The sequence below is a fragment of the Prevotella sp. P4-98 genome (assembly GCF_002251405.1).
Classification (GTDB): Bacteria; Bacteroidota; Bacteroidia; order Bacteroidales; family Bacteroidaceae; genus Prevotella.
Genome location: NZ_NPJC01000006.1, coordinates 71,238 through 84,800, shown reverse-complemented (window position 1 = coordinate 84,800; position 13,563 = coordinate 71,238). Strand labels below are relative to the sequence as shown.

The window sequence follows — 13,563 nt, the reverse complement described above, 5'->3', positions numbered from 1 at the left end:
TAATATATGATAGGTGTTGTTTACTTAGGAAACAATCCAAAAACACAGGAAAAACTAAAATACATCCCAGGGCAGATGGTTCGTATAACCAACGCTTATAAGGATACTGCTCAATTGTGTACGCCTCACGTACGCAATGAGCATTTTATTGTGTTTTACGAACGTAGTGTCCGCAACGAAGACATCACCGCCATCACCTACCTTCGCAAGAAGTGCCACAATGTATATATCATTCTCCTTACCAATGCTATGACACCAAAGGAGCGTGATATTTATATGAAATGCGGTATCAATGATACCATAGAATGTGATGCGTCTGTTACGGCATTGAACAAGAAAATTCAGTTCATATCCGATCGTGAGAACATACTTTTCGATGACGAAAGCTCCAAACACAAAATTTTAAAATTCAAAATTCCACTTTGGAAACGTCTTTTCGATATTATATTCTCTAGCATTGCTATCATCCTGCTTTCACCTGTATTCATCCTTACTGCCATTGCCATTCGTTTGGAAAGCAAAGGACCGATTCTATTCAAATCGAAACGAGTAGGTACCAATTACACAGTATTCAACTTCCTTAAATTCCGTAGCATGTATGCAGATGCAGAGCGTCGATTAAAGGAATTAAGCAAAGATCATAACCAGTATGCAGAAAAGGATACTGATCAAAAAGAAGAGGCCGATAAGCAGAAGAGCATTACAGCACCTTTGGGTGACGAGGCTGAGCAAGAAATGCTCACCATGGGTATGGAATCCGGCATGATGATTGGCGATGAAGAAGTGATGCTCATTGGAGACAACTACGTTGTAGCAGAAAGCGAATTCAACAAGAAGCGTGAAGAAGAGAATAATAACGCATTTGTTAAGATAGAAAATGACCCACGCATCACTAAGGTAGGTCGTTTCATCCGCAAATACAGCATTGACGAACTTCCACAGTTGTTTAACATCCTTCGAGGTGATATGTCTATTGTTGGCAATCGTCCGCTTCCTCTATATGAGGCAGAAAAGCTAACCGTTGACACCAGCATTGACCGTTTCATGGCCCCCGCGGGCCTTACCGGCCTTTGGCAAGTAGAAGAGCGCGGCAAAGGCGGCAATATGTCTGCCGAAGAGCGCAAACAACTTGACATCACGTATGGACAGACCTATAACTTCATGCTCGACATGAAGATTATCTTCCGTACACTCTTTGCATTTATCCAGAAAGAAAACGTTTAAAAATTAGATTAACTAAATTGAGATGAAAAAAATCAAGAGACTACTATTGCTCTTAGTTCTAACTGGTGCAGGTACTGCCGCCCATGCTCAGTTGGACGAAAGTGGCATTAGCGCTGGATTCTTCGATTCCAGCGAAAACAACACGCTCAACTTTTCCACCTTCCATTTACCACCATTATCCGTGTTGTATGAAAACGCCAAACAGAATCCTCAGATTCTGTCGTTGGCAAAAGCGCAGGAGCTGGCACAGGCAGAAGTTGCCAAGCAGAAGCGCCATATCTTTTCATACGTCACAGGTCATGCCAGCTATAGTTATGGTAAGGCCGATATGTGGGGAAACAATTCTTCGGCTTATAGCCCTACACTTTACCAATTTCAAGGAACCGAGCAGAGTTATTGGAATGTTGGTGTCAATGTTGCCGTTCCATTGGAAGACATCCTTGACCTCAGCGCATCTGTTAAACGCAAGCGCATTGAGGCTGAACAGGCAAAATTGGCCAAGGATGCGCAGTTTGAAGAATTGAAAAAACAAATTGGAATCTTGTATGTCACTATCACCAATAACTTGGTGACACTGAAGACCGCCAGCGAAAGTGCCGCAGCCTATCAAGGTGCTGGTGCCTTGAACCAAGAAGAGTTTCATAATGGCAATATGAGCATTGAAGGATATGCTGGCACGAAGCGCTTTGAATTGAGCGTAGTTCAGCAATACCAATCACTTCAAACCCAACTGATGACAGACATCATCACTTTGGAAATTCTCTCTCGTACACCAATCATCACCAATGCCACAACAGACGTAACACTTGATGATACCATCCAGAAATCTGACAAACAGATTGCTAAGGAGAACAAAGCTGTTGACAAGCGTATTGCAGAAGAAGTAAAAAATGAAGAGAAACGCTATCGCCAGTTAGAGAAAGCTGAACGCGAAGCACAGAAGAAAGCAGAACGCGAAGCTGCCAAAAACAACAAAAAGAAATAACATAACGCCTTACTAATATGGATTTATTCAGATATATCGTCAGATTTTTATATAAGATACGTTGGTATTTGGTTATCTTCCCCATGATAGCCCTTATCATAGCATGGTTCTCTACCCGCCACATGGACCGCGTTTACGACACTAATGCCACTATTTATACTGGTATGATTACCGGCTACAATATTGAAGGCGGTGTGGGTGTTGCAGGTGGCAATCCCCAAACCAACATCAACAACTTGATGCTCATCATCACTACAGAGACTACTATCAATGAGGTTTCCCTTCGTCTGTTTGCTCGTTGTATGATGTATGGCAATCCAAACAAAGACAACAACTACATCTCAGCCGAACACTTCCGTGAACTTGATGCCCAAGTTCCTGCAGAAGTCAAGGCATTGATTAACCGCAACAGCGAATCGGCATCCTATGCCAACCTAAAAGCATACGTTAAGCCCTCCCAAGACAACTACATCTTTGGCTTACTTAACTATCACCCATATTTCGGTGTAAACCAAATCACCTCACGCTTAAAAGTGGTACAATTAAATAAAAGTGATATCATCGATATAGGTTATTCTGCCAACGATGCAGGTATTGCTTATAATACATTGGACATTTTGAATGAAGTCTTCGCTCGCCAATATCAGTTGATTCGTTTCGGTGAAACCAACAATGTCATCAAGTTCTTTGAGCGTGAGGTTGCTCGTCTCTATCGTATTCTGACAGGTGCAGAAGATGATCTCATTCGCTACAACGTTTCGAAACGCATCATCAACTATGGTGAACAGACCAAGCAGTTGAGTGCTTTGGAAGCCCAACAGCAGAATTTCCGCAACGACCAGTTGATGGACTATACCACTTCAAAAGCCATTATGGACTATTTGGAGCGCCAGTTAGGTGATCGTGCCAAGGTGATTCGTTCCAACCAGAGTTTCACCAACGAAATCAAGGATATTTCACGTTTACAGTCTCGTATTTCCAACCTTCGACTGATGGGAGGTGAAGGCAGTGACCTCAATAATGAGGCGCAAGAAGAACTGGCAAAAGCACAGAAAGAACTCCAAGCCACCACACAACGTGTCAGAAAACTCACTCACGACATTGAAGCTGGTAATTACAGCACTGAGACTGGTGTTAAGGCTCAGCCAATGATTGACAAATGGTTGGATCAGATGTTGTTAATGGAAAAAGTGAAAGCACAGATGTCAGCAACAGATATCATGCAACAGAATCTCGATCGCCAATATCTGTTCTATTCTCCTATTGGTGCCACCTTGGACCGCAAAGCGCGTCATATAGGATTTGTGGAAGGAAACTATATGGAAATGCTGAAAGCTTTGAATGCAGCACGCCTGCGTCAGAAGAACTTGCAGATGAGTACCGCCACACTCCGTGTACTCAACCCACCGATGTTCCCTTTGAATGCACAGCCCACCAACCGTATCATGATTCTGTTGGGTGCATTCCTTCTGACGTTCATGCTGACAGCATTATACTTCTTCGTTATCGAATTGCTCGATCGTACACTTCGTGACCGTATGCGTTCAGAACGCATCACCAAAGTACCCGTCATGGGTTGTTTCCCACGCGAAAGCAATCTGCGCTATCGCCGTTTCAACAAGACCATTGCCGATATGTCCTTGCGCCAGTTGAGCAAGGCACTGCTTCCCCATTTCAAGGAAGGCCAGCAGAATGTGTTGAATCTCATCTCTACCGACTCAGGTAATGGAAGGAGCTATCTCGCTCAGGAATTGGAAAACTATTGGATATCCATCGGTCTGCAAGTTCGCCGTCTTACCTACGACGAAGATTTCTTGGCAGAAGACAGCAAATTCATTATGGCAAACGGTATCAAAGACTTGTGCCCAGATATCTTGCCCGATGAGATTGCCATCATCGAGTACCCGAACCTCAACGACAACTCCATTGCTCCAGCATTGCTAAACATGGGTACTGTCAACCTCATGGTAACTCGTGCCAACCGCACCTGGAAGGATGTGGATCAGAAAGCCTTGAAAGAAATAGAGGCCATGCTGGACGAAGATCACAAGAACACACTCTATATGTATCTGACAGAGGCAAGCCGCTATGCTGTAGAAGAGTTTGTCGGCCAATTGCCACCTTATACCAAGTTCAACAACTTTGTATATCGTGTGTCTCAGTTAGGATTGACAGCCACTGAAAACAACAAAGCCCTGTAAATACATGCAGAATAAGTTCGCACCATATACGGACAGATACGGAGGAAGAGCATTATTGCTCTTTCTCCTGTTTTCAGCCGCCATCTACCAATTGGTTACAGTTGGTATTGGCATGTTCGCATTGATTTGTCTGTTACCATTGGTTGTAATTGCCATTTATGTGGCATTCCGATGGCGTACAGCAACATTTTGGCTGTTGTTCTTTATCAACTATTTTATACAATGGTTTTCAAAGAACAACTGGATACCCTCTGGCATACCACTGTCATTTTATAACGAAGCATTGGAAATTGTTTTGTTGGTCATAGCCATCATCGATGCTCGTAAATCTCCATGTTTTGAACGTACTGGAAACATGATGCTTTATGCTTTGATGATTTGGTGTGGATTTTGTACCCTGGAAATCTTCAATGACACCTGTGGTCTTGGCATCAATGTTTATGCTTGGTACACCGGTGCCCGACTCATGGCTTTCCAGATTCTCTATGCATTCTTAGTCTATATCATCTATATCGACAAACCCAAAATTCTCATATATTATTTGATATTTTGGGGAGCACTATCCTTATTCTCTGTTTTCTGGGTATGGAAACAGAAAAATATAGGTTTTACTGACGGCGAACGATCATGGTTATATGGACGTGGATATCGAACACACGTCATCAGATGGGGAACACTCATACGTTATTTCTCAACACACAATGACGCAGCAAGTTTCGGAATTGGTATTGCCTCTACGGCTGTAGCATTCTTGATTTTTGCCTTAACCAGCAAAGTAAAAAAATACCGTTATTTTTTCCTCATCACAGGCATTGCCTGTACATGGGCTATGTTTCCGTCGGGCACCCGTACAGCTATTGTCTGTTTTGGCGCAGGCATTGCGTTCTATACTGTTTTGGCAAAATCGGTCAAACTCTCAGCTTTTGTTGGGGTCATATTTGTCTTCGCATTTTTCATTTTGGCATTTACCAATATTGGAAACAGCAATGATTCCATCAGGCGTATGCGCACGGCATTTGATAAAAACGATGCTTCCATGAACGTACGTGATGTTAACAAGGAATCTATCAAGAAATATATCAAAGAAGCCCCTTGGGGCATTGGCTTGGGTATGGAACGTGAACAAGTACCTGCCAATAACAAATACCGTATCTTGACAGAGATTCCCCCTGACTCAGAATATGTATATATTTGGGTACGTACAGGAAAGATAGGTATCATAACTTTCGTATTGACCATGCTCATCATGTTAGGTGGAGCTTGTTGGACAGTCCTATTCAGGATAAACAGCCCATCCATGCGAGGTATTGGTGCTGGATTATGTTGCGCCTTTGTATCAATGCAATTAGGAGGTTATGCCAACCAAATTCTATTGAATTTCCCCAACTGTTTAATTTACTATGGTGGTCTCAGTTTAGTCTATGCTCTACCCTATATGGAAAAGGAATGGACTGAATGGGAAAACAAATTATTAGAGAAAGAAGCTGAACGAAAACGACTAAAACTGGAGAAAAAGAAAGCATCGCGCGTATAAAACATCAAGACATTGGAAGCATTATTATCTATCATCACTATCAATTACAACGGACTCGACGACACCTGTTCGCTAATTGACACCATCCCCTTTGATGATTATCCATTAGAGGTGATAGTGGTAGATAATGCTTCCCGTGATGATGAAGCCACTATTATCGAACACCGTTATCCTCAAGTTAGGGTAATTAGAAGTAATAAGAATCTTGGGTTCGCTGGAGGAAACAATCTCGGTATCAGAGCAGCAAAAGGAAAATTTCTTTTTTTTGTCAATAACGATACAGTATTCTTTCGTGAGGGCAAAGTCAAAGTGAATCTTCAAGCCTTGGTCAATCGTTTTGCCTCATCTTCTAAGATTGGAGCTATATGCCCAAAAATACGTTTCTTTTGGGACGATGCACCCATTCAATTTGCAGGCTACACTCCCCTGTCATCCATCACCATGCGCAACAGTGCTATCGGCTATGATGAGCAAGATCATGGACAATATAATACAGCCCATCCAACACCCTATGCCCATGGGGCTGCTATGATGGTCAAGCGTGAAGTTATTGCCCAAGTTGGAATGATGCCAGAATGTTACTTCCTTTATTATGAGGAATTAGACTGGAGTATAATGATACGTCGGGCTGGCTATGAGATTTGGTATGACCCTGTCGTTACAGTCTTTCATAAGGAAAGTCGCGCCACAGGACAAAGCTCACCGCTTCGCATGTATTACATTACACGCAACCGTTTGCTGTTCGTCAAGAGGAATTATTCTGGTTTCAAGGGGCTCTGCTCAAAATTGTATTTAATCGGCATTGTAGCACCCAAGGATATGTTGCTATCGCTCCTTCATGGCAAGTTGCGTCATGCACTATCCGTAATCAATGGCATTGTTGACTATATAAAACTTTAGATTATGGACATCTGGACACTCTTATACTTCTGTGACATCACATTATTCTGTCTAATATCATTTACGGTGATATATATGACGATTTTCACTTTGGCAGCAATGTTGCCAAAGCGTCATTACACCCAGAAAGTGAAACATCAGAACCGTTTCATCATTCTTATACCTTCATACCGCAATAGTAACGTAGAGCAAACAGTAGCCTCGGCATTAGGTCAGAGTTATCCTCAACGGTTATTTGATATCACTGTCATATCAGATCACAACAACGAGATGACCAATTTCCATTTGGCTCAACAACCTATAACACTACTCACCCCCAATTTCCGAGAAAGCAATAAGGCAAAGTATTTCCAATTGGCCATTTCAAATCTGCCCCAATTCAAGCTCTACGATGTCGTTATAATTCTTGAAGCTGGCAACATCATTGAGTCTGATTTCCTGGAAAAGATCAATACCGCCTACGAGAATGCAGGCACGAGAGCTCTTCAGGCACATCGTGTCTCAAGAAACAGCAAGAGTCAAGTATCACAGATGGCTGCTATTTTTGAAGAAATCAACAACACCATATTCCGTAAAGGACACAATCGTTTGGGGTTATCTGCCAGTCTTTGTATGTCAGGAATGGCGTTTGATTACGAATGGTTCAAATCTACAATTCTCCAATTTAAGGCCAATTGGGATGATAAGAATTTAGAGTCTATTCTACTCCAACAACACGTATTTGTGGAATATGTGGAAGACCTTTATGTCTATGACGAAAAGCCACAACATGCAGAAGATTTCAACCGTCAACGTGGTCAATGGATAAAAAGCCAGTTCATTACACTACTCAAGAACATCCATCATCTTCCTTGGGCAATACTGACTCGCCAATACGACTTGGCAGACAAGATTATACAATGGATGCTGATGCCTCGTATGGTGTTGATGGGACTTGTTATAATGATGAGCGCTATTCTCCCATTCATCTATATGTCATTGGCATTGAAATGGTGGGCATTGTTTGCCTTTGTTCTATTTATCTTTGCTTTAGCAACACCAGACTATCTTGTTGACGAGAATTGGAGTCGCTCTTCGCTTAAATCACCCTTGATACTCATGAGGTCCATTCCTGGTCTTTCAAAGATAGCCGATTTTATAGATTACCTCGACAAAAAGTTTCATCATACAAAACGATAAACTCTGTACACCATGTGGACTATCATACATATCATTGACCTTGCGTTATGGATTTTCATAGCGCCTTCTGTCATTTATGTATTATTCTATGCCATCGTATCCTTGTTTCATCACAAAAAAAATAAAACTACCATAACAAAGGTACAACACACCTATTTGGTATTATTCCCTGCCTATCATGAAGATGCAGTTATAGTATCATCCATCAAAAGTTTTCTGGAACAAACCTACCCGAAGACACATTATGATGTTGCTGTCATTTCTGACCACATGACAAAGAGCACCAACGATGCCTTGTTTGCGCTCCCCATCACGCTCCATCGACCTATATTCTATAAGAGTAGTAAAGCAAAAGCATTACAATATGCTATTTCAGAAACCAGGAAACAGTACGACCATGTGGTCATTTTAGATGCTGACAATGTGGTTCATCCTGATTTCCTTGAGCGTCTTAACGCTGTTTGTTGCCAAGGTTTTGATTTCGTTCAATGTCACCGTTGCGCAAAGAATAGCGACAACGACATAGCAGCACTTGAAGGAACAAGTGAAGAAATCAACAATACCATTTTCCGTAAAGCCCATAACATAATAGGAATGTCGTCAGCATTAATCGGTTCTGGCATGTGTTTCCGTTTTGAATGGTTCAAAAATCATGTATCCAAACTACAAACTGCAGTAGAAGACCGCGAATTAGAAGCTATGCTCATGCAAGAAAATATTTTCATCAAGTATGAGGCAACTATCCATGTTTATGATGAGAAGGTATCTAATCAAGATAACTTCCGTCGCCAGCGTCTTCGTTGGATGACTGGTCAGATACAAAGTCTTTTGTTCATGCTCCCTTATTTACCCAAGGCTTTTATAAAAGGGAACATCAACTATATTGACAAGACCCTACAACAACTACTGATACCTCGTTCTATACTTTTAGCAACAATACCTGTTGTTGCAGTCATAATGACCTGTGTCTGTTGGCAATGGGGACTTCGCTGGTGGGCATTGTTTATTGCGTTGATTATAGCCCTTTTGATAGCCATTCCTCGCCATCTCCGCACAAGAGCTATCTTTGGTAAAATCATCTCATTTTTCAGGCTTACAGGCAGTATGCTTCAAAACCTGACGAAGATAAACATCAAAAGTAATGATTTCATTCACACCTCACACCATAAATTTCATGGCGAAAATTAATTAGTAAGCCCTAATTACTATACAATTATTTTTCTTTTCATTTTTTTTTTGTATTTTTGCAACGAAATAATATTGTGATAATATCGATAAAAAACTATGCTGAGTATTATAACGCCCGTCTACAATGTAGAAGCCTATCTGGACAGATGTGTCCAGAGTGTTCTATCGCAATCATATAGAAATATTGAGATGGTATTAATTGATGATGGATCAACGGATGGATCAGGTGCATTATGTGATAAGTGGGCACAAGAAGATTCCCGTGTGGTTGTTATACATAAAGAAAACGGTGGAGTTAGTTCCGCTAGAAATGCTGGATTAGTAAGGAGTAAAGGGGATTTCCTGACTTTTGTTGACCCTGATGATTTTATTTCACCAGAAACATATACTGTTAACATGACATACCTTTTGAAGCATCAAGATGTTGATATACTTCAATACCCCTATTGTAATTATTTTAATGAAGACGATATTCGTGATTATCACAAACCCGCATCTGCATTATTAATTGGTTCTAAACAGATATTTCGTAATTGGTGGTCTGGAACTCCGTTAGAATATACAGCATGGAACAAGATTTACAGGCGTGAGCTTTGGAATGATGTACGTTTTAATGTAGGTCATATTTCGGAAGATACGCTTCTCGTATCATTATTTGCTATCAAAGCAAGGGCTGTCTTTATCTCAGATAAGGGCTTGTATTATTATCAACGTAATAGAATTAATTCATATACATATGGAGATTATTCCTTTGATAAAAATATCGATTTGTTCAATGCACATGCAGCAATTTATGAATGTTTTAAACTGTTTCCCGATATGGTAACAGAGAAAGTGTTGGCATTTACACGTTTATATAGGCGTTTAATTACAGCAAAGCAGATAGAGCCAAATGCAGATACAAAGGCTGCTCAAAAGCTAATTTTAAAATATTTTCCTTCATGGAAGGAAATCTATTTTTCTCATGGGACTGAGAAATTGTGGCTGTTTGTGGCAAAAGCTTTAGGATGCAATCTTTTTCTGAGATTGTTTCTTAGTTATTTGAAATGATAATTATACTCTAATCTTCCGATATCTCATATAAATCCAACATGGTAGAAGAGTAATCAGTATCGTCCCAATTTTGCTAAAACCACATAGAGCGTAATGCTGGTTGAGGATGGTCTTGTTGTGCTTGATAAATCTGATAATTTCCTTAACTCGTTTGTCTGAATAGTATTCGGGGAACAATGCAACCTTACCCAAGAGTTCGTTGTGATACATGATGATATGAACGATGCTCCAATGCTTTATATCGTCAGACTCATTCTTAACAGCATCTTGGGTAACTTTCACTCTTTGAATACGATTGTCGATATACTGGTTGATGTGTTTTTTGAAATAGGCATGGGCAAGTGAACTCTCGCGATGGGTGTATTCATAAAGTGGTTCATCGATAATTACAGTTGTCTTTGCATGAACAAAAGCGCGGATGTTAAAGATAAAGTCCTCATCTGTACGCAGACCTGGATTATTCTCTATATGATTGTCTGTGAGCATCTGACGCCTGTAAAGCTTGGTCCAACATTGGGAATAGATTTTGTCTTTTGACAATAAACGGATGAGACCTTCTTCATGATTCAGAACATATTGCTGGTGAGTGCTGGTGAGATGCGAAATATTGCCTTGTTCATCTATCTGTTTGTAGTTGCAACAAACAATGTCGGCATCATACTCGTAGCCAGCACTTACCATCTTGTGAAGCATTAATGGTTCCATTTTGTCATCACTGTCAGTGAGGGCAATATAATTTCCTTGGGCAAGTTTGAGACCCTCGTTCTTAGCAGTCGCAGGACCGGAGTTCTGTATGTGGACTGCATGGACGTTTTCATACTTCTGAGCATAATTATCGCAAATCTTGGGAGAGGCATCAGTAGAGCCGTCGTCAACAAGAATAATCTCTAAGGAGACAGCGGCTTGTTGTAGAATACTATCGACGCAGGCATTCAGATAGTTCTCCGTATTGTAAACGGGAATAATAACACTTACATCCATACTGCTTACTTTTTGTGGGTTAGTCGTAATACAATGTTCAAAAATCTTTTTACAAGTCTACGTACACCTACTGTCTGTGTCAAGAGAAGCGCCTGATCAAACAACTCGTCATCAACTGATTTCAATCGTTTGTAGTCGTCAATGATTCTTTGGGGAAATAACTCTTTTAGGATGATCTCATGCTCCTTAGCTAGCAGACCGTTAGAGTTGGTGCTGATGCCGCTGATATCATAGTCAGCAACGATTATATCACTATTGCGGAATGTGCAGTTGTCAAAAACAAGTGCTTGAATACAGAATTTCCAATCAGAGAGTATCTTGTAGTTCTCATCATATAGATGCTTTACCATTAGTTCTCTTTTTATAAACATTGCCTGATGAGGTAAGCTGCCACGCATCAAATCAACAAGGGTGATGGTAGACTTGTGATGTCCGCTTGGTATTGTCGAATGCCCCTTTAATACTTTTCCACAAATGATGTCCTCCTTGTAGTCGGCTATAGAACTTAAAACATCTGGTGCATGAAAACAATCGCCAGAATTCATGAAAACAAGATAGTCACCATGTGCATGCCGTACACCTTTATTCATAGCATTATAGATTCCATCATCCTTTTCTGACACCCAATAGGATATTCTGTCAGAGTATTTTTGGATAACATCAACACTACCATCGGTTGAGCCACCATCAATAACGATATATTCATAGTCAGCATTGGTTTGGTTTACTACGCTCTCAATAGTGCGACGCAAACCATCACAATTGTTAAAGTTGATTGTAATGATTGAATAAAGCATTTTATTTCTTTTTTGCAAAAATACGAAAAAAAAACAATATCTTACAAGAATTAAGTAAGAAAAACACAAAAGCGTACCATGTTATATAGAATCACTGTAACTTGGTTTGTCATGTCATCCAAAAACACATCATCTATTCAACAAGTATGTCAAATTGATAACACCAATTATGCATTGGGTATATCTTTTTTTGGACTATCGCAGCGTTGACAAGACCTTGACTATCACGAAGGTTTCCATGAGCTCCTCTTAAATAACCACTTTTTCCTTTCTGACCATTTACAGCATACCTTACTTTAGCATCCTTGACTAAATGTGAACATTTCAACAAAACGGTATCTCCATGTACCACAATATCTTTAATAATAGATTCATTAGAGGCGGTAACAATATTAAATCCATAATAATCTACTTTGCTAACTTCAATAGTATCTATTACTAATGGAGGACATGGAACATCTAAAACAATTTTTACCTCTCTTCCTTCAGCAATTATTTTCTTTGGATACAACCCACGATGTTTTTGATTTCTTATAATGCTTATAACCGATTCCGCATTATAATAACCAACACGTTTTTGGCTTATTGCATTTATATGCATACGTTCCCGAACAAAAGACAAAAAATAAGTAGGCGTTCCAGCAACAAAGAAAGAATTGTCACGAACTAACTCCATCTGTGCTTGTGGTATGCTTGTCTCATATAAACTATATTCATTCTGACAGAACTCATTGCACAAAGCTAACATATTCGTTTGATAAGATACTATCTTGATATCTTGCTTTTGATGAGTAATTGCCTTTATATCTTTATTGATATCGATACTAAACTGATTCAACTTTTGTTTGTAATCAACTTTTGTATAGTCATACATGTCTGACTCGCCTTGCATCCAACATATTGCAGGAACGTAGAATTTCATTCCCTTCTCATCTGCTTTCTCTTTAGCATTCTTAATATCATTGAGAAAACGCACATAAGGAGCAGTGCCTTTACTTATACCATTGATAGGTGTTGCTCCTTGTCCACCAGCAAAGACACAGACCATGGTGTCTTTGCCCAACTCGTTCACCAAAGCCTCTGCCATGCCATAAACAGATACTTCAAAATCACGTTTGGATAGTTTTAGAACACGTTTTATCTTTCTTTTGACTGGACTGCAGTCATAATAGCCAAATTCATTTTTCAGATTCTCACCAACTATTCGATAGTCATAAAGTTCATTCAAACTATCGAGGTTTGTAATTCGTTGCGTTTCTTCACCTAACGCCAAGCTCTGTCCATAGACAGGCACACAAACTACAACCTTACTGTCATCATTACGATTCTGACAAGCCAGAAATGAGAACACGATTGGTATCAAAACAAAAAGTAATCCTTTATTCATTTTTTCATCTCATTTGTAGTTCACAAAAGACATCTTACATTCTCGAATCTCTTGAAATATAGTTTGTTCCTGATACTTTTGCATGAGAATATTTAAATTCACATCTTTACTGTCAAACGGATGAACGAATACAA

Annotated in this window: 11 protein-coding genes; 8 read left to right on the top strand and 3 right to left on the bottom strand. The window is 40.0% G+C overall.

Annotated elements, in window-relative coordinates; all coding sequences use genetic code 11:
* Positions 1-6 precede the first annotated feature (6 nt).
* The 8 genes from CIK96_RS01245 to CIK96_RS01210 all read left to right on the top strand — a co-directional run bounded on the left by CIK96_RS01245 (position 7) and on the right by CIK96_RS01210 (position 10,261).
* Positions 7-1,224 carry a sugar transferase gene (locus CIK96_RS01245; RefSeq protein ID WP_094439177.1) on the top strand — a complete coding sequence of 406 codons (1,218 nt, stop codon included), beginning with the start codon at positions 7-9 and terminating at the stop codon, positions 1,222-1,224.
* A gap of 22 nt (positions 1,225-1,246) precedes the next feature.
* Positions 1,247-2,209, top strand: coding sequence for a TolC family protein (locus CIK96_RS01240; RefSeq protein ID WP_094439175.1), 963 nt, complete (start codon positions 1,247-1,249; stop codon positions 2,207-2,209).
* Between the two features lie 17 nt (positions 2,210-2,226).
* A complete protein-coding gene (locus CIK96_RS01235; protein ID WP_094439173.1) occupies positions 2,227-4,410 on the top strand; it encodes a hypothetical protein in 2,184 nt (727 codons plus the stop codon).
* Between the two features lie 4 nt (positions 4,411-4,414).
* Positions 4,415-5,944, top strand: coding sequence for an O-antigen ligase family protein (locus CIK96_RS01230; RefSeq protein ID WP_094439171.1), 1,530 nt, complete (start codon positions 4,415-4,417; stop codon positions 5,942-5,944).
* Positions 5,945-5,947: 3 nt separating this feature from the next.
* Positions 5,948-6,844, top strand: coding sequence for a glycosyltransferase family 2 protein (locus tag CIK96_RS01225; RefSeq protein ID WP_094439169.1), 897 nt, complete (start codon positions 5,948-5,950; stop codon positions 6,842-6,844).
* Positions 6,845-6,919: 75 nt separating this feature from the next.
* Positions 6,920-8,023: a glycosyltransferase family 2 protein gene (locus tag CIK96_RS01220; RefSeq protein WP_158214814.1), complete on the top strand. Its 1,104-nt coding sequence runs from the start codon at positions 6,920-6,922 to the stop codon at positions 8,021-8,023.
* 12 nt (positions 8,024-8,035) lie between these two features.
* Positions 8,036-9,211, top strand: coding sequence for a glycosyltransferase family 2 protein (locus CIK96_RS01215; RefSeq protein WP_094439165.1), 1,176 nt, complete (start codon positions 8,036-8,038; stop codon positions 9,209-9,211).
* Between the two features lie 96 nt (positions 9,212-9,307).
* A complete protein-coding gene (locus tag CIK96_RS01210) occupies positions 9,308-10,261 on the top strand; it encodes a glycosyltransferase (protein WP_094439163.1) in 954 nt (317 codons plus the stop codon).
* 3 nt (positions 10,262-10,264) lie between these two features.
* Here CIK96_RS01210 and CIK96_RS01205 read toward each other — a convergent pair whose 3' ends face one another.
* The 3 genes from CIK96_RS01205 to CIK96_RS01195 all read right to left on the bottom strand — a co-directional run bounded on the left by CIK96_RS01205 (position 10,265) and on the right by CIK96_RS01195 (position 13,429).
* Positions 10,265-11,245: a glycosyltransferase gene (locus tag CIK96_RS01205; RefSeq protein WP_094439161.1), complete on the bottom strand. Its 981-nt coding sequence runs from the start codon at positions 11,243-11,245 to the stop codon at positions 10,265-10,267.
* A gap of 5 nt (positions 11,246-11,250) precedes the next feature.
* Positions 11,251-12,042 carry a glycosyltransferase family 2 protein gene (locus CIK96_RS01200; protein WP_094439158.1) on the bottom strand — a complete coding sequence of 264 codons (792 nt, stop codon included), beginning with the start codon at positions 12,040-12,042 and terminating at the stop codon, positions 11,251-11,253.
* Positions 12,043-12,175: 133 nt separating this feature from the next.
* On the bottom strand, positions 12,176-13,429 hold the full coding sequence (locus CIK96_RS01195) for a sialate O-acetylesterase (protein ID WP_094439156.1): 1,254 nt from the start codon (positions 13,427-13,429) through the stop codon (positions 12,176-12,178).
* Positions 13,430-13,563 lie beyond the last annotated feature (134 nt).